The organism is Pseudomonas sp. LG1D9 (genome assembly GCF_002949995.1).
GTDB lineage: Bacteria > Pseudomonadota > Gammaproteobacteria > Pseudomonadales > Pseudomonadaceae > Aquipseudomonas > Aquipseudomonas proteolytica.
On sequence record NZ_CP026881.1, the window covers coordinates 4,084,337 to 4,108,740 of the forward strand.

Annotated in this window: 25 protein-coding genes; 11 read left to right on the plus strand and 14 right to left on the minus strand. The window is 60.6% G+C overall.

The genetic code is table 11. From position 1 onward, the window contains the following. Positions 1–64 precede the first annotated feature (64 nt). From C5F71_RS19090 to C5F71_RS19115, 6 genes are all read right to left on the minus strand, one after another. Entirely contained in the window at positions 65–2,506 is a 2,442-nt protein-coding gene (locus C5F71_RS19090) for a penicillin acylase family protein (protein ID WP_029297168.1), read from the minus strand. 216 nt (positions 2,507–2,722) lie between these two features. Continuing rightward, positions 2,723–3,367, minus strand: a complete 645-nt coding sequence (locus C5F71_RS19095; RefSeq protein ID WP_029297166.1) for a glutathione S-transferase N-terminal domain-containing protein — start codon at positions 3,365–3,367, stop codon at positions 2,723–2,725. A gap of 173 nt (positions 3,368–3,540) precedes the next feature. Beyond that, positions 3,541–3,747 carry an SEC-C metal-binding domain-containing protein gene (locus C5F71_RS19100; RefSeq protein ID WP_104911726.1) on the minus strand — a complete coding sequence of 69 codons (207 nt, stop codon included), beginning with the start codon at positions 3,745–3,747 and terminating at the stop codon, positions 3,541–3,543. Continuing rightward, positions 3,744–4,235: an LEA type 2 family protein gene (locus C5F71_RS19105; protein WP_029297162.1), complete on the minus strand. Its 492-nt coding sequence runs from the start codon at positions 4,233–4,235 to the stop codon at positions 3,744–3,746. Before C5F71_RS19105 ends, C5F71_RS19100 begins: the two co-directional genes overlap by 4 nt. Before the next feature lie 125 nt (positions 4,236–4,360). Beyond that, positions 4,361–4,831, minus strand: coding sequence for a YchJ family protein (locus C5F71_RS19110; protein WP_070995755.1), 471 nt, complete (start codon positions 4,829–4,831; stop codon positions 4,361–4,363). Positions 4,832–4,833: 2 nt separating this feature from the next. Next, entirely contained in the window at positions 4,834–5,331 is a 498-nt protein-coding gene (locus C5F71_RS19115; RefSeq protein WP_029297160.1) for a DUF6231 family protein, read from the minus strand. A 191-nt stretch (positions 5,332–5,522) separates the two neighbouring features. Here C5F71_RS19115 and C5F71_RS19120 point away from each other — a divergent pair, with 191 nt between their 5' ends. The 3 genes from C5F71_RS19120 (at position 5,523) to C5F71_RS19130 (ending at position 7,440) form a co-directional block, all read left to right on the plus strand. After that, on the plus strand, positions 5,523–6,218 hold the full coding sequence (locus C5F71_RS19120) for an OmpA family protein (RefSeq protein ID WP_029297159.1): 696 nt from the start codon (positions 5,523–5,525) through the stop codon (positions 6,216–6,218). Between the two features lie 180 nt (positions 6,219–6,398). Next, positions 6,399–6,689, plus strand: a complete 291-nt coding sequence (locus C5F71_RS19125; protein WP_029297157.1) for a DUF1145 domain-containing protein — start codon at positions 6,399–6,401, stop codon at positions 6,687–6,689. Then, on the plus strand, positions 6,682–7,440 hold the full coding sequence (locus C5F71_RS19130; protein WP_029297155.1) for a hypothetical protein: 759 nt from the start codon (positions 6,682–6,684) through the stop codon (positions 7,438–7,440). The genes C5F71_RS19125 and C5F71_RS19130 overlap by 8 nt, the downstream gene beginning before the upstream one ends. Positions 7,441–7,546: 106 nt before the next feature. Here the strand turns inward: C5F71_RS19130 and C5F71_RS19135 are convergent, their stop codons facing one another. Further along, a complete protein-coding gene (locus C5F71_RS19135; RefSeq protein ID WP_070995758.1) occupies positions 7,547–8,011 on the minus strand; it encodes a CopD family protein in 465 nt (154 codons plus the stop codon). Between the two features lie 99 nt (positions 8,012–8,110). Here C5F71_RS19135 and dinG point away from each other — a divergent pair, with 99 nt between their 5' ends. The 5 genes from dinG (at position 8,111) to pdxH (ending at position 15,622) form a co-directional block, all read left to right on the plus strand. After that, positions 8,111–10,255, plus strand: coding sequence for an ATP-dependent DNA helicase DinG (gene dinG / locus C5F71_RS19140; RefSeq protein WP_029297151.1), 2,145 nt, complete (start codon positions 8,111–8,113; stop codon positions 10,253–10,255). An 88-nt stretch (positions 10,256–10,343) separates the two neighbouring features. Further along, entirely contained in the window at positions 10,344–12,599 is a 2,256-nt protein-coding gene (locus tag C5F71_RS19145; protein ID WP_104911727.1) for a beta-galactosidase, read from the plus strand. A 52-nt stretch (positions 12,600–12,651) separates the two neighbouring features. Then, a complete protein-coding gene (locus C5F71_RS19150) occupies positions 12,652–13,797 on the plus strand; it encodes a serine hydrolase domain-containing protein (protein WP_104911728.1) in 1,146 nt (381 codons plus the stop codon). Positions 13,798–13,936: 139 nt separating this feature from the next. After that, positions 13,937–14,947: an OmpA family protein gene (locus C5F71_RS19155; RefSeq protein WP_070995760.1), complete on the plus strand. Its 1,011-nt coding sequence runs from the start codon at positions 13,937–13,939 to the stop codon at positions 14,945–14,947. A gap of 27 nt (positions 14,948–14,974) precedes the next feature. Beyond that, positions 14,975–15,622 carry a pyridoxamine 5'-phosphate oxidase gene (pdxH, locus tag C5F71_RS19160; protein WP_104911729.1) on the plus strand — a complete coding sequence of 216 codons (648 nt, stop codon included), beginning with the start codon at positions 14,975–14,977 and terminating at the stop codon, positions 15,620–15,622. A 44-nt stretch (positions 15,623–15,666) separates the two neighbouring features. On the opposite strand, the gene C5F71_RS19165 is transcribed toward pdxH, so the two are convergent. Beyond that, the gene (locus C5F71_RS19165; protein ID WP_070995761.1) at positions 15,667–15,903 is read right to left on the minus strand and encodes a hypothetical protein; all 237 of its coding nucleotides are present in this window, start codon (positions 15,901–15,903) and stop codon (positions 15,667–15,669) included. 157 nt (positions 15,904–16,060) lie between these two features. Here C5F71_RS19165 and C5F71_RS19170 point away from each other — a divergent pair, with 157 nt between their 5' ends. Further along, the gene (locus tag C5F71_RS19170; protein ID WP_029297142.1) at positions 16,061–16,525 is read left to right on the plus strand and encodes a glycine zipper 2TM domain-containing protein; all 465 of its coding nucleotides are present in this window, start codon (positions 16,061–16,063) and stop codon (positions 16,523–16,525) included. Positions 16,526–17,043: 518 nt separating this feature from the next. On the opposite strand, the gene C5F71_RS19180 is transcribed toward C5F71_RS19170, so the two are convergent. The 3 genes from C5F71_RS19180 to nhaA all read right to left on the minus strand — a co-directional run bounded on the left by C5F71_RS19180 (position 17,044) and on the right by nhaA (position 19,218). Further along, entirely contained in the window at positions 17,044–17,379 is a 336-nt protein-coding gene (locus C5F71_RS19180; RefSeq protein WP_029297138.1) for a hypothetical protein, read from the minus strand. Then, entirely contained in the window at positions 17,376–17,870 is a 495-nt protein-coding gene (locus C5F71_RS29380) for a colicin E3 (RefSeq protein ID WP_256587923.1), read from the minus strand. The genes C5F71_RS19180 and C5F71_RS29380 overlap by 4 nt, the downstream gene beginning before the upstream one ends. A 160-nt stretch (positions 17,871–18,030) precedes the next feature. Further along, entirely contained in the window at positions 18,031–19,218 is a 1,188-nt protein-coding gene (gene nhaA / locus C5F71_RS19190; RefSeq protein WP_104911730.1) for a Na+/H+ antiporter NhaA, read from the minus strand. A gap of 216 nt (positions 19,219–19,434) precedes the next feature. Between nhaA and C5F71_RS19195 the strand changes: the two genes are divergently transcribed. After that, complete coding sequence (locus C5F71_RS19195; RefSeq protein ID WP_104911731.1) at positions 19,435–20,529, plus strand: PLP-dependent cysteine synthase family protein; 1,095 nt, start codon at positions 19,435–19,437, stop codon at positions 20,527–20,529. Between the two features lie 309 nt (positions 20,530–20,838). On the opposite strand, the gene C5F71_RS19200 is transcribed toward C5F71_RS19195, so the two are convergent. Then, the gene (locus C5F71_RS19200; RefSeq protein WP_104911732.1) at positions 20,839–22,452 is read right to left on the minus strand and encodes an NAD(P)/FAD-dependent oxidoreductase; all 1,614 of its coding nucleotides are present in this window, start codon (positions 22,450–22,452) and stop codon (positions 20,839–20,841) included. A gap of 106 nt (positions 22,453–22,558) precedes the next feature. Then, complete coding sequence (locus C5F71_RS19205) at positions 22,559–23,230, minus strand: COG3650 family protein (RefSeq protein WP_070995765.1); 672 nt, start codon at positions 23,228–23,230, stop codon at positions 22,559–22,561. Between the two features lie 172 nt (positions 23,231–23,402). On the opposite strand from C5F71_RS19205, the gene C5F71_RS19210 reads away from it, so the two are divergent. After that, positions 23,403–23,759, plus strand: a complete 357-nt coding sequence (locus C5F71_RS19210) for a hypothetical protein (protein ID WP_104911733.1) — start codon at positions 23,403–23,405, stop codon at positions 23,757–23,759. A gap of 17 nt (positions 23,760–23,776) precedes the next feature. On the opposite strand, the gene C5F71_RS19215 is transcribed toward C5F71_RS19210, so the two are convergent. Further along, positions 23,777–24,376, minus strand: coding sequence for a short chain dehydrogenase (locus tag C5F71_RS19215; protein WP_104911734.1), 600 nt, complete (start codon positions 24,374–24,376; stop codon positions 23,777–23,779). Between the last annotated feature and the right edge of the window lie 28 nt (positions 24,377–24,404).

Below are 24,404 nucleotides of genomic sequence, written 5' to 3' on the forward strand. Positions count from 1 at the left end.
AGCACCATTGCAGTGCAGCCTGATCATCAATGGCAGGAGCTGGCATGCCAGCTCCTGCATCGGGTTATTTCCCAGGGGTCAGCGTCAATCGGGTCTTGCCGTACGCCTTGTCAAAGTTCTGTGGTTGCATCGGGAAGCTCAAGTACTGCGCCTTGAGCCACGGATCGATGCCATTGGCATAGTACGGGCTGGCAGGGTTGCCGGATTGGCCGATACCGCCCTGGCCCATCATGGGTTCTACCTGGCCGAAATCCACAATCATGCGCATGGCCTGGACTTGGGTGGTGGCGAAATCCTGCCCCCAATTGTAGGGCGCAGCGTTCAACGTAGTGTGATCACCACCTGCCGCCAACGGGCCACGCAAGGTTTGGCCACTGCTGGTTTTCCAGGTGTAGCTGTGCAGTTTGCCCCATTGCCAGGCCTTGTGATCTGCACCCAACAAGCTGTCGCCGGCGGTGATTGCTGCGACCAGGCTGCGGGCGAGGATCGCCGGTTTGTCTTCTTTTTGCGCCGTGCGCAGGTCGTCCCAGAATGGGCTGTCTTCACGTCCCAACAGATGGTCGGCCTGGGCGGCGTAGGACAGGTTGGCGTTGCTGACAAACGCTTTCCAGGTGGCGCTGGTTTCCGGGCCCAGTTCATCGAGGAAAATCTGCTTGGCGCTTTCCTGCAGGAACAGTTGGTAGATCGCAGCATCGCTCGACGTGGCTGCCAGGCGCCCGTCGAACGCCATCAGTCGGCTCAGGGCCTCCTGGGCCTTGGCCCGATCGGCGGCAGGCAGGGCATCGATCGCCTGTTTCAGTGGCAGAGCCATACCCGGTGCCTGGAACATGCCTTTGAGCTTGGCAGCGAACAGCGTGGTCTGGTCGTACTGCATGGCAATCACGCTACGGCTGTCGTGTTTGCCGTTGCCGGCCAGTTGCGCCAGGCGTTCGCTGCGTTCGGGTGCGGCCCAGGAGTTGGACAGTTGCATGCCATAGCCGTGGGGCACGGTGCGTTGGTTGGCGGTGCCGACCCAACCTTGTGGCGGGTCCTGGTCATAGGGGTGCAGCATCGCGTCGGCGTAGCCATCCCAGTCAAAGCGCCCGTCCCAGCCTGGCGACGGCAGCAGGCCTTCGCCTTCGCGGCGGTTGGGGAAGCGCCCGGTGACCTGCCAGCCAATATTGCTGGCGTCGGCAAACACCATGTTCAGGGGGATGGCACGAATCTCACGGCTGGCGTCCGAGGCTTTTTCCACGTTCTGCGCCCGGGACAGGTCGAAAAATGCATCCAGGCTCTTGTCACCCTTGAAGTCGGCGGTTTGCAGGGCCAGGCCGTAGCCGCTGGTCAGCGACTGGGCGCTATTGAGCAGCGGCCCGTGGCGGGTTTCGTACACTGTTTCGCGAATCGGCCGCTGGCCCTTGGCGAAGAAGGTTTCGTTACGCACGATGGCCGGCACCCATTTGCCATTGTGCTCGTAGTACAGCGCGCTGCCCTGGCGTCTGACCTTTTCCAGGAACAGGTCCTGGGTATCGCCGGAGACCTGGCTCATGCTCCAGGCCACCTTGCCATTGAAGCCGGATAGCAGCGTAGGTACCCCGGCAATCGACACCCCGGCCGCCTGGTATTTCGGTGCGCGGATTTGTACGAACGTCCACAGGGACGGTGCCTGCATCGGCGTCGACAGGTCGTTCGCCAGCAGGCTGCGGCCACTGCGGCTGCGTTGCGGGGCGATGGCCCAGTTGCTGGCGGTGGAAACCCCAAGGGTGTTGAGGCTGCCCAGGCGCTCGTTGATGCTGGTGAGCGTGGCAAGGCCGGGAATCTGCCCGAGGTTGACGCCCTTGAGCTTGTCGGCTTCCGCCGCAGGCAGAGGTTCGTCCGGGTAGCTTGGGGTCAGCCAGGCGAGTTTGTCGGCGCCGACTTTTTGCGCCAACACCAGGGCGGACAACTCTTCCTGCAGGTTGGCCGACTCACTGAAGTTGAGCAGGCAGAACAGCAGCGCCGAATCCTCTGGCTTCCAGTATTCGGGCTTGTAGCCGCTCTGGGCCAGGTCTGCCGGCAGCTTGTCGCGGTAGCGGAACAGGTAGGCATTGACCCCGCGGGCATACACTTCGAAGAAGCGCTTGAGGCGCGGTGACGAGGCGTTGTATAGCTCGCTGGCGCTTTTCTTGAGGTTTACCGCGCGCATGAAACGGTCGACATCCAGCACATCCGGCCCGGACATTTCTGCCAGGCGGCCCTGGGCCAGCAGGCGCAGGGTGACCATCTGGTTGATCCGATCGCTGGCGTGCACATAACCGAGGGTGAACAGTGCGTCGTGGAAGGTGTTGCTTTCGATCAGCGGCATACCCTGGCTGTTGCGCCGCACGGAGACATTTTGCGCCAGGCCCTTGAGCGGCTGTACGCCGGAAACGGGAGGCAGAGTGTCCTGGCTGTTCAGTGACTGGCAACCGGCCAGGCCCAAGGCACTGGCCACTGCCGCGGCAACGCCGAACCGGGGAAGAAAACGTGAGAGGGCTGGCGAGGCCATGGCAAAGCTCCTGCGGGGGGTAGCGTCAGTAAAGGCGCTACGTTAGTGAGCGCGGCGAACCGACGCAAGCGGGAGGCGATGCTAATTTTTTCAAACACTCATAAACCCTTGTAGGAGCCGGCTTGCCGGCGAAAAACTACCAGGCGCCACGCTTATCCAGGCCCCGGCGTTTTTGTTGACGATCTTCGCCGGCTAGCCAGTTCCTACAGGGCACGATCAGGATTTCGGCGGGTTGACCTTCTGTACCAAGTCATAGGCCCGCACCGTCGCCGGGCGTTCCTTGATCAGGTTGAACCAGCGATGCAGGTGGGGGAAATCTTCCAGGCGCTGGCTCTGCCATTTGTGGGAAACGATCCATGGGTAGATCGCCATATCGGCAATGCTGTAGGCCTCGCCGGCGACAAAGCTGCGATCGGCCAGGCGCCGGTCCAGCACGCCATAGAGGCGCGCGGTTTCATCGACGTAGCGTTTGATGGCGTAGGGGATCTTTTCCGGGGCGAACTGGCTGAAATGGTGATTCTGTCCGGCCATCGGGCCCAGGCCGCCCATTTGCCAGAACAACCATTGCAGTACTTCCTGGCGAGCGCGCAGGTCCTTGGGCAGGAACTGACCGGTTTTTTCCGCGAGGTACAGCAGGATGGCGCCGGATTCAAACAGGGAAATCGGTGCGCCACCGTCACTCGGATGCTGATCGACAATCGCCGGAATGCGGTTGTTGGGCGCGATCTTCAGGAAGTCTGGCTTGAACTGGTCGCCCTGGCCAATGTTGATCGGGTGCACCTCGTAGGGCAGGCCGGCTTCTTCCAGGAACAACGAAATCTTGTGACCGTTGGGGGTGGTCCAGTAATACAGGTCGATCATGAAGCTCTCCAGGATTGGTGATGCTTGAACGGGCAGGGCGCCCGATGATGTGCCTGTAGGTATAGGTAATGGTCGACTAGGAAAAATTCAATGAAATATTTGGGTCTATCGATAGAACCGTAGGAGCCGGCTTGCTGGTAAAGACCGACAAGCCTGCGCCTACATAAGGCGTATCAGGCGCCGTGGCACTTCTTGAACTTCTTGGCGCTGCCGCATGGGCATGGGTCGTTGCGGCCCACATCCTTCAGGGCATTGCGCACGGGTTCCTGGTGGGCATGGCCGCAGTTCGGGCCGTGGACATGACCATGGTCGTGATCGTGATGATCGTGATCGTGATCGTGGTTGCAGTCAGGACCATGGACGTGGGGTTGCTGAGTCATTGGTGTCGCTCCGGAATAAAATCGCCGGGGATTATCTCGTCATTGCGCATCACGTGCACGTCGTTACCGATGAATAATCCGGTTTTCAGTTCACCTTCCAGGCGATAGGGGATGGGCCGGTCCGGGTTTTTCAACAGGTCGGCGATTTCCCGCACCTGCGGCCACAGGTTGGTGCGCACCGTGACTTTGAAAAATCCCCGGCCATGGGGCGCAATTGTCAGCCATTCGTTGGACTCGCCTTCGGTCAGTTCCACATCGGCCAGGCTGATCTTGTAGATCAGGCCGCGCACGGTCAGGTCCGAGTCGCCGCGGTTATCCACACGAAAGTGCAGCTTGAATTTCTGTTCCAGCAACTTGGCGCGCACCAACTCCACCTTGACCAGGTGGATCTGCGGTGGCGGCGTGTCATCGGCGAACCAGGACGTGCATCCCGAGAGCCCAACGGCCAGCATCAACAAATAGCTATAGCTTCGTAATCGGCTGACCATGACGCATTCCTTTGTAGGAGCCGGCTTGCCGGCGATGGTCGTCAACGATGACGAGGGCAGTCTGGGTAAATGCGGTGCGCTTGCCTTCTTTGCGAGCAAGCTTGCTCCTACAAAGAAGCGGACTCTTACAGGTAGCTGGAACAGCACTTCTTGAACTTCTGCCCGCTGCCGCACAGGCAGGCATCATTGCGTCCCGCCTTCACCTCCACGGTAGGGTCAATAAAGTACCAGTGCCCATCGTTCTGTACGAAAGAGGACTGTTCCCGGTGGCTATGTTCGCCGGTGCTGTCATGCCAGCGCGCGGTAAAGGTGACGAAGGCATGTTCCGGCTGCCCACCAAACACCTCGGAACTTTCGACCTCCAGGCCCAGCCAGGTGCTTTGCGCGCTCCAGGCCCCGATAGCCTCACGATCCAGGCCGCTGCGTTGTGCCGGTAGCGTAGTCGCCACCAGGTAATCCACCAACCCCAGCACATAGGCGCTGTAGCGTGAGCGCATCAACGCCGTGGCGCAGGGTGCGGGGTGGCCAGAGTGATAATGGCCGCAGCAGGCATCCAGCAGGTTGCCGCTGCCGCAAGGGCAAATGGAGGTGCTCATGGTTACCACCAGTACTTTCCAAAATTTTCCGGGTTGGCCCAGAACCGGGCGTTCAGCCAGTCCGGTACCTGTTTGTATTCAAGCAGATCGTAGGTAAACAGCGTCAGTACCTGATTGTCGCGGCAAAAGTGCTCGCTGGTCTGCAGGGCCAGGGAGAAAAAGTCGGTGTCTTTCCAGCCGCAGGCCGCCAGGTCGGCGAGGACGGCTATACGGCTGGCATTGAGGTTGCGCACTCCGCCCAGTAGCTCCAACCCTGCACGTTTTGACAGGTGCTCCAGGCAGTCGACCACCAGGGCCAGGTCAAATCGCTGGGCGGCCAGGTCGGCAGGCAATGGCCCCGGCCCTGCGACGCAGACCACGGTGTCCGGGTGGGCCTGCTTGAACGCATCCAGCGCCGGGAAGTGGCCGGCACCCAATACCAGCAGGCGTTTGGGGGCTTGGCGATCAAGCAGGGCAGCGAGTGATTGCTGCGGCGTACGGGAAGAATTACCGGCGGTCATCGAAGATCCTCACATCAGAACCGTGAAGACTAGCCTGCTTGAGCGCGCGGGCCTAGAGCGGGCGGCGGCCTGTCGGCTGGAAAAAGCAGCGTGGGCCAATGAATACGGGGGTTTGGCGCGCTGGCGCGGATGAAAAGAGCGGTCTTTACTCCACCCATCGGCTTGCGGCCGATCCCCTCAGGAGAAATCAAATGAGCATCATGCGGACAGCTCTACCCTTGGTTCTGCTAACCGGAGTATTGACAGGTTGCGCAGGCTTGCAAAAAACCGATTGGCCCACCTGTGCAGCCCTCGGCGGCGTAACCGGTGCCGCGCTGGGCGCCACCGAAAGTTCGTCATGGGCCGGCGGTGGTGCGTTGTTGATCGGCGGCATGGCCGGCGCCTATTGCTGGGTCCATGGCGACGGTGATGAGGATGGCGACGGTGTGCCCGACAGCCGCGACCAATGCCCGGGCACCCCCAAAGGCGTGCAGGTCGATGCCAATGGCTGCCCGCCAGTACCCGAGGCGGTAGTCGTCGAAGAAGTGGTGGTGGTCAAGGAAGAGACCATCGTGATTCGTGACGTGCACTTTGAGTTCGACTCGGCCCGGCTGACGGCGGCCGATAAAACCAAGCTCGACACCGTCGCCGCACGCCTGAAACAGGAGGCGCCGAGTGCCCAACTGCGGGTCAGCGGGCATACCGACAGCGTCGGTAAAGATGCGTACAACCAGAAGCTCTCGGAAAAACGCGCCCATTCGGTGACCGACTACCTGGTCAGCTCCGGGGTGCCCCGCAGCAACTTTGTGTCGGTGACAGGTGCTGGTGAAACCCACCCGGTGGCGGACAACAAAACCGCCGACGGCCGCGCCCTGAACCGCCGCGTGGAAATCCAGATCAACCGCTAGCGCGCTGCACGCCTGCCCCTGGGTGACTCCAGGGGCATTTCTGACGGAAGCTTCAGACAATCCTCGGCGATCTGGTCGCCAAATCGCAGCTATCTCAAGTTTTTTAATCCTTCACTGGCAAATCGCCTGTAGAACTCGTTACTGTGCGCCCAAAGAATAATGTGCAAGGGGGCGTAGGGCATGAAGCTGTTGTTGCGATTGGGGAAGTTGCTGGCGTTGCTGTTCTGGGTCGTTGTGCTGGTCAATCTGTTCAAACCGCTGACCAATCCATTTCATCTGCTGGTCAACCTGGTCGGTATCCTTTTATTGCTGACCCATCTCCTGGAGTTGGTGTTATTCAACGCCAGCGTCAAACATCGTGCCCACCCTTGGCGTGACCGCCTGCTGATCCTGTTGCTGGGGATGTTCCATATAAAGAGCCTGCCTGCACCTACGGCTGATCAAGACAACAAGGATGGCAATCATGCGTAACGTTTTTCTCCTGGCCCTGCTGGTCAGCCCCATTGCCTTGGCCGAAAGCGTCAGCGTCGAGACCAACTCGTTGTTGCGCTTGCCCAACAGCACCAGCGTGCTGCAGTTGGAACGTCTGGAAGTGGCCGACTATGGCACCTTGTTGATTCCGGCGAATATCACCCAGGTCACCGTCGACGAACTGCACCTGGGCCGCGACGCGCGGATAGCCATCGTGCCCAGCGCCTCGGCCCTGCAATTGCAGGTACGGCATGCGCAGTTGGAGCATGGCAGCCAGATCACCTCCCGGGGGGCGCCCGGCACCCATGAAAAGCCGGCCAAGCCGGGGCGTGACCTGACGTTGCGGATCAATGCATTGAATGCGCAGCTATTGTCTGTCGATGCCCGGGGTGGCACCGGCGCCCAAGGTTATAGCGGCCTGGATGGCGCCAATGGCGAAGACCCAGGGTGCACCTGGGGTTCGGCCGGGCGTGGCGCCAATGGCGACAACGGCGGCGACGGGCTGCCAGGCGCTGCGGGTGCGGCAGTGCGCATCGAATTGCCACAGGATTATCCGAGCGAGCAGATAAAGGTCTGGGTCGACGGCGGTGCTGGCGGCTTGCCAGGTGTTGCCGGCAAACCGGGCAAGGGCGGGCAGTCCAAGGGGTGCCTGGTGTACCGCGCCGATGGCGGCGAGAAAGGCCGACCGGGGTTGGAAGGGCAGGCAGGGCCTTCCGGACCTGCCGGCACGGTGACCATCCAACGGCTTTGAGCTATAGGCACTGACGCCATCGCGGGCAAGCCCGCCCACACTTGATTTGCGAACCGATTCAAATGTGGGAGCGGGCTTGCCCGCGATGAGGCCCTGAAGAACACCCTCAGAACATCGGCCGAGCCGAGGCAACCGCCACCACCACCAATCCCACAATCAGATTGATCCCTACCAACTTTCGGATTTTTCCCAGCACCTGCGCGCCCGTCGCCCAGTCCTCGGCCGCCACAGCCGTGCGCAGTTCAGGCAGTTGCAGCGCCTGGATGCGGATAAACAGCGCCGTCATCACTACATACAGCCCCATCATCACCTGCACATAACGCGGTGCGGTTTCAAACCCGTTGAAGCGCAGTTGCAATAGGCCGACGCCACTGATCGGCAAGATCAGCACCGCCACCCAGACCCACACGAAAAAACGCGGAAACACATTCGTCCACAGTTTCAGCCGCGCCGGCCCTTCAAGCGCCGCCACAGCGGCCGGGCGCAGGATCATCCAGGCGAAAAACATACCACCGACCCATACCAGGGCGGCCAATACATGCAGGGTGTAGGCAAGGCTAAAGACGGTCATTGAGGTACTCCGTTCTGCGCGGGATTAATTAGCGGGGTATGATAGCGGCCGATCCGAACCACTGAAAATTTATCCAGCGTTTTTTGCGCCCGACTATCCATGATCAGCACTGAACTCAAAACCACGATCCAGGGCGCCTACTCGCGTTTTCTCGAAGCCAAGAGCTTGAAACCGCGTTACGGCCAGCGCCTGATGATCGCCGAAGTAGCCAAGGTCCTCGGGGATATCGACACCGACGACGAAGGCCGGCGCAGTGGCGACCCCGCGGTCGTGGCCGTCGAGGCCGGCACCGGTACCGGCAAGACCGTAGCCTACAGCCTGGCGGCGATTCCTACTGCCAAGGCCGCCGGCAAGCGCCTGGTGATTGCCACTGCCACCGTGGCCCTGCAGGAGCAGATCGTCTACAAAGACCTGCCAGACCTGATGCGCAACAGCGGCCTGAGCTTCACCTTTGCCCTGGCCAAGGGCCGTGGCCGTTATATGTGCCTGTCCAAACTGGACGTGCTGCTCCAGGAAGGCCACGCGCAAACCGCCACGGCCTCGCTGTTCGAAGAAGAAGGCTTCAAGATCGAAGTCGATGAGGCCAGCCAGAAGCTGTTTACCAGCATGATCGAGAAGCTGGCCGGCAATAAGTGGGATGGTGACCGCGACAGCTGGCCCAATGCCCTGGAAGACGCCGACTGGGCGCGCCTGACCACCGATCATAGCCAGTGCACCAACCGTCACTGCCCCAACTTCGGCCAGTGCGCCTTCTACAAGGCCCGCGAAGGCATGGGCAAGGTTGACGTGATTGTCACCAACCACGACATGGTCCTCGCCGACCTGGCCCTGGGTGGCGGGGCGGTGCTGCCTGACCCGCGGGACACGTTGTACGTGTTCGACGAAGGCCACCACTTGCCGGACAAGGCCATCGGCCACTTCGCCCACTACACGCGCCTGCGGTCCACTGCCGACTGGCTGGAAACCACCGCCAAGAACCTCACCAAGCTGCTGGCCCAGCATCCGCTGCCCGGCGACCTGGGCAAGCTGATCGAGCAGGTGCCGGAGCTGGCGCGGGAGATCAAGACCCAGCAACAGTTCATGTTCAGCGCCTGCGAGCAGGTGGCGGACTTCAAGCCCGGCGAAGACGTCGAAGGCCGCGAACGGCCCCGCCATCGCTTTGTCGGCGGGCTGATCCCCGAGCACATGCGCGAGATGGGCGTGGAGTTGAAGAAGGGCTTCTCACGCCTGACTGATCTGTTCACCCGCCTCACCGACTTGCTCAAGGAAGGCATGGACGGGGAGGTCAATATCGGCATTGCCAGCAACCAGGCCGAAGAGTGGTACCCGCTGTTTGGCAGCCTGCTGTCTCGTGCCCAGGGCAACTGGGAGTTGTGGACCGCCTTTACCGTCGAAGACCCGGAAGACAATCCGCCCATGGCCCGCTGGCTGACGCTGTCGGAAAGCGGCGCGTTGTTCGATATCGAAGTCAACGCCAGCCCGATCCTCGCGGCGGAGATGCTGCGGCGCAACCTGTGGAACGTAGCCTACGGCGCCCTTGTGACCTCGGCCACCCTGACCGCCCTCGGTACCTTCGAGCGCTTTCGCATGCGTGCCGGCCTGCCGAAAAAGGCGGTTACCGCCGTGGTGCCCAGCCCGTTCCACCACGCCGACGCCGGTGTGCTGCGGGTGCCGGACCTCAAGGCCGACCCACGGGATGCGCCGGCCCACACCGCAGCAATCATTCGTGACCTGCCATCGCTGGTGGAAGGTTCCAAAGGCACGCTGGTGCTGTTCTCGTCACGCAAGCAGATGCAAGACGTGTTCGACGGCCTCGACCGCGACTGGCGTAAACAGGTATTCATCCAGGGCAACCTGTCGAAACAGGAAACCCTGAACAAGCACAAGGCGCGGGTCGATGGTGGGGATTCCAGTGTGCTGTTCGGCCTGGCGAGCTTTGCCGAAGGTGTCGACTTGCCCGGGGCTTACTGCGAACACGTGGTGATCGCGAAGATCCCGTTCTCGGTGCCTGACGACCCAGTCGAGGCCGCGCTGGCCGAATGGATCGAAGCCCGGGGCGGTAATCCGTTCATGGAGATCTCCGTGCCGGATGCCTCGTTGAAGCTGGTCCAGGCCTGTGGCCGCTTGCTGCGTACTGAAGAGGACCGTGGCACCATCACCTTGCTCGACCGCCGATTGGTCACCCAACGCTATGGCAAGGCTATCCTGAATGCCTTGCCGCCTTTCCGGCGCGAAATTTCTTAAGCCACAGTGGGCGAATTCGCCCACTTCGTGGTCTATCTCGTTTATGTCATCAGGCCATTCACCGGCCGATTGGGAGAACCTTGTTCGTATGATTCGCACGCTGCCTGCTCTTTTTGCCCTGCTGTTCGCCACGCCATTGCTGGCCGCACCGGCTGGGCAACAGACGCTGTTCAACTTTGTCCGGCCGGCCGATGTGGTCAAGGTGGCGACCCAGGACGCCAGCCTGCCGCAATACAACGCTGAACAGACCCCGGAAGGCGAAGTGCTGCGCCGCATCACCTTCAACCCGGCGGCGGAGCCGAGCCTGGTGCTCAGCCCGCAAAGCGGCGTGTGGGACTGGTCACAATCGAGTGCCATGAGCCTGCGCATCCAGAGTGCGATGGATTGGGCACTGACGTTGTACGTCAAGGTACAGAGCAGCGACGGCAAGACCCTGGTCAGCCGTATCGATTTACCGGCGGGGCCTGCGCAAACCCTGCTGGTGCCCCTGCTGGCCAACTCGCCCTTGAGCCAGGGCATGAAGGCCGGACCGCCGATGCCCATCACTGTGGACGGTCAGCGCGTCATGCTCGCTGGCAGTGCTGGCGAAATCGATCGCAGCCAGGTGGTCTCGGTCACTCTGTCGATGATCAAGCCGGCAGCGCCGCAAAGCATCCTGCTGGAGCGCTTTGGCGTGCAGGACAGTGAACCGGTGCTCAAGGCCGCCTACAGTGAGCTGGTGGATGCCTATGGGCAGTCCAACCGCGCGCGCTGGCCAGAAAAAGTCAGCAGCGACGAGCAGTTGAAAGCCGCTGCCGCCAAGGAGCAGCAACAACTCAAGGGCTGGCTCGCAGAGCGTGACAAGAGCGCCCTGGACAAGTTTGGCGGCAGCACCAAGGGCCCGGCCTTTGAAGCCAGCGGCTTCTTCCGCACCGAAAAGCGCGACGGGCGCTGGTACCTGGTGACACCGCTGGGGCATCCGTTCTACTCCCTGGGCGTCAACACCGTGAGCCCGGACAATAGCCAGACTTATGTTGCGGGACGCGAATGGATGTTTGGCGCACTGCCCAAGGCGGGCGAGCCCTTCGACAAGTATTACGGCAGCGGTGACAACCGTGGCGGCAATGGCGCCGATGCAGGGCGCGGTTTCAATGTGGGGCGCTGGTACAACTTCTACGGTGCCAACCTGCAACGCACCTACGGCCAGGCGTGTGACCCGGCGGCCGAGGCGCAGCCCTGCACGGCCCCAGGCTTTGACCAGGCCCGCTGGACCGGCCACACCCTGGACCGCCTGCAAGCCTGGGGTTTCAACACGATCGGCAACTGGAGCACCCCGCACTTGGGTGACGCTCGTCGCGTGCCTTACACCTTGCCTCTGTCGATCATTGGCGACTACACCAGTATCAGCACCGGTATCGACTGGTGGGGTGGCATGCCCGATCCGTTCGACCCGCGCTTTGCCATGGCCACTGAGCGGGCCGTGGCGATCGCCACCCGCGACCATCGCGACGACCCCTGGTTGATTGGCTTCTTTGCCGATAACGAACTGGCATGGGCCGGTCCCGGCGATGATGCGAAATCCCGCTACGCCCTGGCCTACGGCACTCTGCGCATGACTACGGATGTGCCGGCCAAGCGCGCGTTCCTCAAGCAATTGCGCGACAAGTACCGCAACGAAGATGGCCTTTCCAAAGCCTGGGGTATCCAGTTGGCTGGCTGGGAGTTGATGGAAGATCCAGGCTTCGAGCCGCCGGTTCCCAACGCCGAGCATCCGGAAATCGAGGCTGATTTCCAATACTTCCAGAAGACCTTCGCCGACGCCTACTTCAAGACCATCTCCGATGCGCTTAAATGGCATGCGCCCAACCAGTTGCTGCTGGGTGGCCGCTATGCGGTCAGCACCCCGGAGGCGGTGGCGTCCTGCGCCCAGTATTGCGATGTGTTGAGCTTCAACATGTACACCCTCAAGCCCCAGGACGGTTACGACTTTGCGGCGCTGCGCGCACTGGACAAACCGGTGCTGATCAGCGAGTTCAACTTCGGCTCGGCCGACCGTGGCCCGTTCTGGGGTGGGGTCACGCAATTGGCCCGGGAGGAGGCGCGCGGCCCGGCTTATGCGACCTTCCTCAAGCAGGCCATGGCCGAGCCGTCGATTGTCGGCGTGCACTGGTTCCAGTACCTCGACCAGCCAGTGACCGGGCGTTTGCTGGACGGTGAAAACGGTCACTTCGGTCTGGTGGGGATCACCGATGTGCCGTTCCAGGGCTTCGTCGACAGTGTGCGTAAAAGCAACCTGGCGGCGATCCAGCAGTTGGCCCAGGAAGCGGAAAAAGCCAAGGCTGCAACGGGTTCCCAAACCCAGTAATGACTGGAACAATGGGCGCCACTTAACGTAGGTCTTTTCCGGGGGGATTCAGGTGCAGATTCAGGGTCATTACGAACTTCAATTCGAAGCAGTGCGTGAAGCCTTCGCCGCATTGTTTGACGACCCTCAGGAGCGCGGCGCTGCGCTGTGTGTGCAGATTGGCGGCGAAACCGTCGTCGATCTGTGGGCCGGTACTGCCGACAAGGACGGTGCCGAGGCCTGGCACAGCGACACCATCGCCAACCTGTTCTCCTGCACCAAGACCTTTACCGCTGTCACGGCCTTGCAACTGGTTGCCGAAGGCAAATTGCAACTGGACGTCCCCGTGGCCAACTACTGGCCTGAATTCGCGGCGGCGGGCAAGGAAAGCATCACCTTGCGCCAACTGCTGTGCCATAAGGCCGGGTTGCCAGCGTTGCGTGAGACGTTGCCCGCCGAAGCCCTGTATGACTGGCCGTTGATGACGGCGGCCCTGGCCGCCGAGGCTCCCTGGTGGACCCCCGGGGAAGGCCATGGCTACGCCGCCATCACCTATGGCTGGCTCGTCGGGGAACTGCTGCGCCGCGCCGATGGGCGTGGGCCGGGGGAGTCGATCGTGGCCCGGGTTGCCCGCCCGTTGGGCTTGGACTTTCACGTCGGGCTGGCGGACGAAGAGTTTTATCGTGTCGCGCACATTGCCAGGGGCAAAGGCAATATGGGGGATGAGGCGGCCCAGCGGCTATTGCAGGTCACCCTGCGTGAGCCCGAGGCAATGAGCACCCGGGCGTTTACCAATCCGCCTTCTATACTAACCAGCACTAACAAACCCGAGTGGCGTCGTATGCAGCAGCCTGCGGCAAATGGGCATGGCAATGCGCGCAGTTTGGCCGGGTTTTATAGTGGTTTGTTGGACGGAAGTTTGTTGGAAGCCGATATGCTTGAACAGCTGACCCGCGAGCACAGTATCGGGCCGGATAAAACCTTATTGACGCAAACCCGCTTTGGCCTGGGTTGCATGTTGGACCAGCCGGATGTGCCCAATGCCACGTTCGGCCTTGGCCCGCGTGCATTTGGGCATCCTGGGGCGGGTGGTTCCGTGGGCTTTGCTGACCCGGAACATGATGTAGCATTTGGTTTCGTGACCAATACTCTAGGTCCGTATGTACTTATGGACCCACGCGCGCAAAAGTTGGTAAGAATATTGGCCGGTTGTCTGTAAATAGCTTGCCGTCCGGCGTTTTTTTGTTAAAAAGGCACCTACAAAAGGCGCTTGAAAAGTATTGTTACTTTAAACTTCGTGAAGCGTCTGTTTAACGGGTCATCCAGACCCCTGTGTTTTCTCATTTTGTGGATATCTCATGTTATCGAACAAGTCCTTGGCACTGGCGCTCTGCCTAACTATTACTGGCTGTGCACAAACTCCACAAAATGATGCGTCTGGCGAGCATTGGTGGTCATTCGGGTTCGACAAGTCGGCGACCAAGGACGTTACTGCCAAAGCCGATGCCAAGGCGGCTGACGCCAAGGCCGATCTTAAGGCCGACCTGCAGGCGGCAACGCCGGCTCCATCTGCGGCCCCGGTAGTCGCCAAGACTGAAACCGACACCAAATGGTGGTGGCCGTTTGAAAGCAAGCCAAAACCCCTAAGCAAAGTCGATGTGACCAACATCCCGATGCCAGACCCGAAAATCACCCAGGCCTGGCTGGACGACTACGAGCCGCGCCTGCGCGCCGCGATCAAGGACAGCAACCTGCAACTGGAGCGTCGCGACAACGTTCTGGTGGTGATAGCCCCGGTCGATGGCTCCTACAACCCGAAACGCCCGGCGATGTTGCTGCCAGTGACCTTGGGTCCGTTCACCCGTGTGGCCAAGGCCGTTGAAAGCGATCCCAAGACCGCCGTGCTGGTGCTTGGTCATATCGACACCGTGCAGAACCAGCCCCTGACCAAGGAGCGTGCCCAGTCTATCGCGTCGATCTTCAGCCTCAGTGGCTTGAAGCAGGACCGCTTGATGTTGCGTGGCATGGGTGACCTGATGCCCCGCGCTGCCAATGACAGCACCCAGGGCCGTGCCCTGAACCGTCGCATGGAAATCATGTTCACCCAGCGCACTACCATGCTGGCACTGCTGAGCAAGTACAACTCGCCAAACCCGCCGAAGCCAGAAATGGTTGCGGTACAGGACGTGGTTGCCCCAGCGCCGGTCGCCAAGAAAGCGGTTGCCGCCAAGAAAGCACCTGCCAAGAAGGCCGCCGCCAAGCCAGCCGCGAAAAAAGCGGCCGCCAAGCCAGCAGCCAAAAAGCCAGCTGCTGCCAAGGCTGCAACGCCAGCGAAAAAAGTAGCTGCAAACGACCAGGCGAAAAACTGAGCAGTTGAGCAAGAAGGATAAAGCTGCATGACCCAGGCACTGGCAGATATGCGCCGTGACTACACACGGGACGGTTTGAGCGAAGCCCAGGCCCCGGCCGAGCCGTTTGCCTTGTTCCACCAGTGGTTCAACGACGCGGTCAAGACCGAGCAACCGCCGGTCGAGGCCAATGCCATGACCCTGGCGACCGTCGACCATGAGGGCCGGCCTCACTGCCGCGTCCTGCTGCTCAAGGGGCTGGATGCCCAGGGCTTTACCTTCTTCACCAACTACCAGAGCGCCAAGGGCCAGCAAATGGCAGCCCGCCCGTTTGCTGCCATGACCTTCTTCTGGCCGACCCTGGAGCGCCAGGTGCGTATCGAGGGTCGGGTGGTCAAGGTCACGCCCGAGGAGTCGGACGCCTACTATCAAGTACGCCCACTGGGCAGCCGTATCGGCGCCTGGGCTTCCCCGCAAAGCCAGGTGATCCGCGATCGCCAGCAGTTGCAGGACCTGCTCACGCTGACCGAACAGCGTTTCAGCGAGACCCAGCCCGATTGCCCGGAGCACTGGGGGGGGTATCGCCTGCTGCCGGAGCGCATCGAGTTCTGGCAGGGCAGGGCGAGTCGTCTGCATGATCGCTTGAACTATCGTTTGCAGGGTGCCGACTGGACCCGCGAGCGATTGGCACCCTGAAAACGTCATACTTGTAGGAGCCGGCTAGCCGGCTCCTACAGCCTCTACTTGACCTCATATTGCCGTGCTGCGTCCTGCAGCCACTGTGGCAAGTCCTTACGCTTGACCTTCTCAGCCTTGGCGCGGTCCAACTGTTGCAGCATAAAGTTGCGCTTGTGCTGATCGTCTCCTGCCAGTGACAGCGCCAGGTCGCGGTCTACCCAGCGCTTGATCCGCCGGTACAGCCACCAATGGAAATACAGGCCGGCTGCGGTGGTAGCTACAATGATGAAGTAGTCCATGAAATTCCTTGTCTGGGTGCAGGTGCTACCGTTTGTCTGTTTTTGCGGTACAGCCTGTCTGTACTGGGGCTGAATGAAAGCAATTTTCTCCGGGCCGTGCCGTGACAGGCGTCAAGCAGCGGAGTCTAATAAAGATATGTCCTTTGGAGTTGATGCTATGCGTAAGTCTGTTCTGCTGGTTGCCTGCTTTACCACCATGTCGTTGCTGCTGGGTGGCTGCGCCTCCAGTCTGACCGGCGACTCGTATTCCCGTGACGAAGCCCGTCGCGTGCAGAGCGTGCGCATGGGCACCATTGAATCCCTGCGTCCGGTCAAGATCGAAGGCACCAAGACCCCAATCGGCGGCGCAGCAGGCGCAGTCATCGGCGGTGTTGGTGGTAGCGCCATCGGCGGCGGTCGCGGCAGCATCGTCACCGCCGTTATCGGTGCCGTGGCGGGCGGCCTGCTGGGCTCGGCCACCGAAGAAGGCCTGACCCGCACCCAGGGCGTTGAAATCACCGTGCGCGAAGACGACGGCAGCATGCGCGCCTACGTCCAGGCCGTGCAGGAAAACGAAATCTTCCGCATCGGCGACCGCGTGCGCATCATGACCGTAGACGGGACCAGTCGCGTTACCCGCTAAGCGTCACACAGTAAAAGAAAAACCCCGACCGGGTGACTGGTCGGGGTTTTTTCAGTTTGGCTACGGATTTTCTTAATATGATTTTTAATTTCGGGCGGGCGCGTTAAACGTTGCAAGTAAGTTGGAAGTGATGAATAGAGTCATTTATCACTCTGCCGGCTAAGGTTTCTATAGCCGTCAGTTGAGCGGGGGTCAGGTTGTAGCCCTCCCAGCCATGTTGCTCTTCGGACCATTGCATTATGGTTTTCAACTTGTCCTCGCACCCATGAGGTAGCTCGATTACAAACACTTGGAGGTCAGTAACCTTATCGAAGGCTTCAATCAGATATCTCATGGTGCGACTCTTTTTTCTTTTTTTGGATTTTCGTGGAGATGGATTTGATTATTAACGGCTCTAGCTCACCTCCAAGTTTACTGCCGGGATATGTTGTAACCATCGACGGGCTCCATCTTTTACTGGTTAAAGGGGCGCCGTGAAGGAAAAACTCTCAGATTGAGTGACGGGTTGGAGGGAGCGATCAGGTGAATATTTCGATGTCATCTCGCGCGCTACTTATCACGCCGCTCAGTGATGGGTGTTTTTGCCCAGCCTGGTGCATTGCCGCAGACACCTTAGCGGTGTCCAATGTTCTGAATCGACGCGCGATATGACCTACAGCGACTATGGCAGCTGAGGCAATCGCTTGGTTGTCATGACTTATATGTTCTAAGCAGGTCTCCTGAGCCCAGGCGCTATTTTTTTCATTAAGCCCGATAGAAATCAGTGCAGTTGCTACCTTTCGTTCGTCTCCAGCGGCAAGACTACTTACTGCTTCCTCATGGCTCATATCCGGGTCGTGATAGTGGATGTTCATTTTTCTGCTCCGAGAGTTTTTCCTTTGCGGTTGGTTTTACCCGCTTTTATCAGCGCATTTTTCATGTCTTGATGAAGCTCTTCCCAAGACCTCACATGGCCGTGGTAAAGCTCATCTGTGGTGCGATCTATCTTTGTCTGTGGGTCGATACCTACTAGGCGTGCGACCAGGCCCAGCACCGCATGTTCGCCATAGTCTGCGAGGCGCTCCAGGGGAATGTAACCAGACGGGTTGTTGTAGCTGATGATGGCGTCCGGCAAGTTGCAGGACTTGGCGAAAACGCACCCGACGACAGGAGCAGGGTTCGGTTCTGAAGCCGGTTGAAGCTTTGCTTCGTAGGCCTGCTGGCGGGCGAGCATTGCGTTGTAGGGTTGCTGGAGCGCCTCGCGGGCCGCCAGTTCGCGCTCGTTCATAGGTTCCAGGCGGCGATAGCCACCGGTGCCGGTCCCGTAGGAGCGCCAGACCTGCGGTCTGTCTTGGTTGTTGGCCATCATGCCCTCCTGGCGAGTTACACCGCGACATCCGTTCTTGAAGTCGGATGTGCGACGTTATGGGAGGAGCACGAGAAAAAATGTAGGAAGGTGCTGTAAGCGAGGGGAGAAGAGGCTTAAAGAATGAGGGGGCAGGAAAAGCCTGCCCCCTCGTTACGCGTTATGCGTTGACCGTCACCTGCTTGCGACTGGCCATCGCTGTCACTGCATAACCAATCAATGCAGCAAGGATCGAACCGGTGAGTATGCCCATCCGGTCCATCCCGGCGTATTCGCTACTGCGTGGTACGAACGCCAGCGAACCGACAAACAGGCTCATGGTGAAGCCGATACCACACAGGATGGCCACGCCCATGACTTGGCCCCAATTGGCGCCAGTCGGCAGGGCCGCAAGGCCGGTTTTCACTGCGAGCCAGGTCAGGCCAAACACACCGACGGTCTTGCCCAGCAGCAGGCCTGCGGCGATACCCATAGGCACATGGTGGGTGAAGCTTTCCAGGTTGACCCCGGCCAGGGACACACCAGCGTTGGCAAACGCGAACAGCGGCAGGATGCCGTACGCCACCCACGGGTGCAGGGCGTGTTCCAGGCTCAGCAGGGGCGATGGCTCGGCGTTCTTGGTGCGCAGCGGAATGCAGAACGCCAGGGTGACGCCGGCCAGGGTTGCGTGCACACCACTCTTGAGTACGCAGACCCACAGGATCAGGCCGATGATCAGATAGGGCCCGAGCTTCACCACCCCCAGGCGGTTCATGGCTATCAGTGCGACAAGGCACGCGCCAGCGCCTGCCAGCGACGCGGTGGACAGGTCGCCGGAGTAGAAAATCGCGATGACAATGATGGCGCCCAAGTCATCAATGATCGCCAGGGTCATCAGGAACAGCTTCAGCGACACCGGGACACGCTTGCCCAGCAGTGCCAGCACGCCGAGGGCAAAGGCGATATCGGTGGCCATCGGGATGGCCCAGCCGCCCAGCGCCGCCGGGTTATCCTTGTTCAGCGCCCAGTAGATCAGCGCCGGCACCACCATGCCGCCGATAGCCGCTGCGCCTGGCAGCACGACCTGGGATGGCTTTGACAGGTGGCCGTCGAGCAACTCGCGCTTGACCTCCAGGCCGATCAGCAGGAAGAACAGGGCCATCAGGCCGTCGTTGATCCATAGCAGTGAAGGCTTGGCGATTTGCAGGGCGCCGATCTGGACGGCGACGGGCACTTCAAGAAAGCTGTTATAGAACGAGGACAGCGGCGAATTGTTGATGATCAGGGCCAAGGCGGCCGCAGCGATCAGTAACAGACCACTGGCCGCTTCGAGCTGGAAGAAACGGGTAAACGTGCTACGCAGAGGCAAGGGATGCTCTCCAATCAAAGTTCAATAGGGGCGTACCCTAACCCGTACTGTTAGTTGTTAAAACAAAAGTTATATTCTTTTTTGTTATATAAAAGCGTCGTTGTATGGATTGCGTCAAAGCCTGGCAATTGTGTATCGAATTGAGTCATGACTGTATCTGTGTGCAGTGTAGGAAAGTCCTTAAGATCAAGCCTGAAAACTTAATGGAACCTGAGCATGAGCGACCACCGTCCGTGGGCCCGAGAGGCCATCCGCATTATTGAAGCGGACTTCCAGCGCAGCGCCGACACCCACCTGATCCCCCTACCGCTGCCGGGTTTGCCGGGGATCGAGTTGTATTTCAAGGATGAGTCCAGCCACCCTACCGGGAGCCTCAAGCACCGGTTGGCCCGCTCTTTGTTCCTGTATGCCCTGTGCAACGGCTGGCTCAAGCCGGGCGCGCCGGTGATCGAAGCCTCCAGCGGCTCGACGGCGATTTCCGAGGCGTACTTCGCGCGCTTGTTGGGCCTGCCGTTCATTGCGGTGATGCCGGCCACCACCTCCCAGGAAAAGATTGCGCAGATCGCCTTTTACGGCGGCAAGAGCCATCTGGTGCAGGATCCCACGCAGATCTACGCCGAATCCGAGCGCCTGGCGCAGGAAAGCGGCGGGCACTTCATGGATCAGTTCACCTACGCCGAACGGGCCACCGACTGGCGGGCGAACAACAATATTGCCGAGTCGATCTTCCAGCAGTTGCGTTTCGAGCGGCATCCCGAGCCAAGCTGGCTGATTTCCAGCCCGGGTACCGGCGGTACCACCGCGACCCTCGGGCGTTATGTGCGTTATCGCCAGCATTGCACCCGGGTGTTATGCGCCGACGCCGAGCGTTCGGTGTTCTTCGAGTACTACCAGACCGGTGATGCCAGCCTGCGCCTGGACTGCGGTTCGCGGATCGAGGGCATTGGCCGGCCACGGGTAGAAGCGTCATTCCTGCCCAAGGTGATTGATGCGATGGTCAAGGTGCCGGATGCCTTGTCGTTGGCGGCCATGCATTACCTGGCGCAACGCTTGGGACGGCGGGTCGGGGGTTCCAGCGGTACCAATCTGATTGGCGCGTTGATTGCCGCGCAGCAGATGCAGGCGGCAGGAGAGTCGGGGTCTATCGTGGCGATTCTGTGTGATGGGGGCGAGCGTTATGCCACGACCTATTACGACGATGCGTGGCTGCTCGGGCAAGGGTATGAGTTGGAGGAGCTGATTGACGCTGTTGCAGCCAGTGTCGAGCGGGGCGAGCCGTTGCCGGACAGCATCCTGCGCGCCAATATCTAAAACTTCCTGTGTATGGAAACCATTTTGGGAGCCGGGCTTGCCCGCGATGGCCGTAGGTATCTACACAACTCTCCAGTGGCGAGCGGGCTTGCCCCGCGCTGGGCTGCGAAGCAGCCCCAAAAAGCCCTCCGCGTTTCTTCAGATAAACCTCTGATGGCCGGGTTTAGGGCTGCTTCGCAGCCCAGCGCGGGGCAAGCCCGCTCGCCACAGGAAAGTTCGTCAGTTTCTGAAAGTTGTGTAGATACCTATGGTGGCCATCTCGGGCAAGTCCGGCTCCCACGATAGAGAGGGGCGTTTGCGGGTGAGCTGTCAGGCCTCGATGCCGAGGATATCCCGGGCCACGGCTTCGGCAATCCGAATCCCGTCAACGCCTGCCGACAAGATCCCACCGGCATAACCGGCGCCTTCGCCGGCCGGGAACAGGCCTTTGACATTCAAGCTCTGCATCGACGCATCGCGGGTGATCCGCAGCGGCGACGAAGTGCGGGTCTCGATCCCGGTCAGTACCGCGTCGTGCAGCGAGTAGCCCTTGATCTGCTTCTCAAAGGCCGGCAACGCTTCGCGGATGGCCTCGATGGCGAAGTCTGGCAAGGCCAGGGCCAAGTCACCGAGGGCTACACCTGGCTTGTAGGACGGTTCCACAGTTCCAATGGCGGTGGACGGCTTGCCGGCGATGAAATCACCGACCAGTTGCGCCGGCGCTTCGTAGTTGCTGCCGCCGAGGATGAACGCGTGGGACTCCAGGCGCTCCTGCAATTCGATCCCGGCCAGAGGGCCACCGGGGTAGTCCACTTCCGGGGTGATGCCGACCACGATCCCGGAGTTGGCATTACGCTCGTTACGCGAGTACTGGCTCATGCCATTGGTCACGACCCGATTTGGCTCGGAAGTGGCCGCAACCACCGTACCGCCCGGGCACATACAGAAGCTGTATACCGAACGGCCGTTCTTGGCGTGGTGCACCAGCTTGTAGTCGGCCGCGCCCAGTTTCGGGTGCCCGGCATACTTGCCCAGGCGTGCGGCGTCGATCAGCGATTGCGGGTGTTCGATGCGAAAGCCCACCGAAAACGGCTTGGCTTCCATGTACACACCACGGCCGTGGAGCATGCGGAAGGTGTCGCGGGCGCTGTGGCCGAGGGCAAGAATCACATGCTTGGAGAGGATCTGTTCGCCCCCAGCGACCACCACGCCATTCAACTGGTCGTCTTCGATCAGCACGTCGGTGACCCGCTGTTCAAAACGCACCTCACCGCCCAGGGCGATGATCTGCTGGCGCATGTTTTCCACCACACCGGTCAGACGAAAGGTGCCGATGTGCGGCTTGCTGACATAGAGGATCTCATCCGGCGCGCCGGCCTTGACGAACTCATGCAAGACCTTGCGCCCGTGGAACTTCGGGTCCTTGATCTGGCTGTAGAGCTTGCCGTCGGAAAAGGTCCCGGCGCCGCCCTCGCCGAACTGCACGTTGGACTCGGGGTTGAGTACGCTTTTGCGCCACAGGCCCCAGGTGTCCTTGGTACGTTGGCGCACTTCGCGGCCGCGTTCGAGGATGATCGGCTTGAAACCCATCTGCGCCAGCAACAACCCGGCAAAGATCCCGCAAGGGCCGAAGCCGACAACGATGGGCCGCTCGCTCAGGTCTGCCGGCGCCTGGCCCACGACCTTGTAGCTGACATCGGGCGCGGCATTGATATTGCGGTCGTCGGCGAACTTGAGCAGCAGGGCAGCTTCACCCTTGACCTCAAGGTCGACGGTGTAGATAAAGCACAGCTCCGACGATTTCTTGCGAGCATCGTAGCTGCGTTTGAACAGGGTGAAATCGAGCAGATCATCACTGGCGATGCCCAGGCGCTGCACGATGGCAGGCCGCAGGTCTTCTTCGGGATGGTCGATGGGCAGCTTGAGTTCGGTGATTCGTAGCATGACAGGATCCGATATGCGGCGTTTGGTAGGGCCGGCGGTTTTGCAAACCGGCGATTATAAGCCCCAACGACGCATTCCCGTCATGCTAAAACCGCCCAGGGGCGAATCAGTCGTCTCGCGAGCCGCCAAATGCCGCGCAGCCACGCTGCACTTGACCGTTGATCCGAAGTTCGGCGCTCATGTGTTGCAGGCTGCCGCTGACGCTATCGATGCAGCGCTGGGGCGCGACCCACAGTTCAATCTGCTGGCCGTTGGCTTCGGTGGTGAGGTTGAAACGGCCGTCACCCAGTTGCTCTTCCACATAAGGCACCGGCAACGGTGGCTGGCCTTCGCGTTGCAGGACCATGCCCTTGTTGGTCACATTCAGTGCCCAGGCTGGCTTGTGCCCGTTGGCGCGCAGGATCATACGCTTGAAGTCCGGGTCGTCACAGGCTGAGGTCGAGCGTTCGACGCGGTACAGCTGTTGCAGCTCCACCTGGCCCTGGGTGCCGCTGGCGACCCCGGAAAATTTGCCGCGCAAGTCGGCAAACAACGCCCCTTGCTGGCCGGCCAGGGACGCCGCTTCCTGGAGGATGCTGGTACCGCCGGTATCGTTGACCACGTAGTTACGCTGGTCATGGCAGGGCTGGAACAGCAATTTGTCGCCGATGGCCGTCAATTCGCCTTGCATGCGAGTCAGGCCCGCAGTGGAGGGCGTCGCCGGATCGCGTTCAAACACCTGGCAGGCAGCGAACAAGGGCAGCAGGGCAAACAGAGCAAGGGTACGGGCGGCAAGCATTATCGGGTCTCCTGACAAGTGCCGCCACGTTACGCAGGCTGGCGCTGCATCACAAGCCGAGGATGGCGTGCGATTAGGTTTCAGCATTTTAATGGCGCGCGGATTTAAGCCTTTTCCTCTGTTTGCTGTGCCAACCTTGTGCAACGTTCAAGCTTTTCAAAGGAGCACATGTATGAACCTTCGATGGGCCTTTTTCGCCCTGGTCTGGATGACGCCCCTGGCCTGGGCCCAGGCTCCGGCCAAGCTGTTCTACAGCTCACAGACCGACTTTACCGAGATCACGGTGAGCCTGAAAAAAGCCTCTGTACCCCGGCCTGAGTTTATTCAAGTCCACGTGACGCTGACGCCCGAGGCCAGGGCGCGTACAAGAGCCCTGAGCCTGTTGGCCATGCACAAACGGATAACGCTGTATCTCAATGGCCGGCAGCTCAATACCGCGACGGTTCAGAGTGTCCTTGACCGCCCCGCCCTGACGTTTTCCATTCCCCGTGACCAGTTGCTGGAGATGATGCCATCGCTGCTCGAGTGATACTGACCGGCCGCCGTTCAGCCGACGATGTAAGTCTGTCCGGTCTGTAAGCCTTCAACACTCTTTGCGTAGGCTAATGCCACCTCCGCCGCAGGAACCGGCTTGAAGCCCCTGAAGTACGGCGCATAGCTGCCCATAGCCTCCACCAACACGGTCGGACTCACCGAATTGATGCGCAAGCCCCGTGGCAATTCAATCGCCGCCGCTTTGATGAAGGCATCGATGGCGCCATTGACCAGTGCGGCCGAAGCGCCGGTGCGGATCGGGTCGCGATTGAGGATGCCGCTGGTGAAGGTGAACGACGCACCGTCGTTGGCAAATTCGCGGCCGATCAGCAGCAGGTTGACCTGGCCCATCAGTTTGTCTTGCAGGCCGAGGTCGAAGTGGCTGGCATCCATGTCGCCCAGGGGCACGAAGTTGACGTTGCCGGCGGCGCAGACCAGGGCGTCGAACTTGCCAGTTTGCGCAAACAGTTGGCGGATCGACGCGCTGTCGCTGATATCGACCTGAAAGTCGCCGCTCTTGCGCCCAATGCTGATCACTTCGTGGCGCTGGGACAGCTCGGCCTTGACTGCCGAGCCCACCGTGCCGCTGGCGCCAATCAACAGGATTTTCATGGTGTGGTACCTCAAAGGGTTCAAGTGA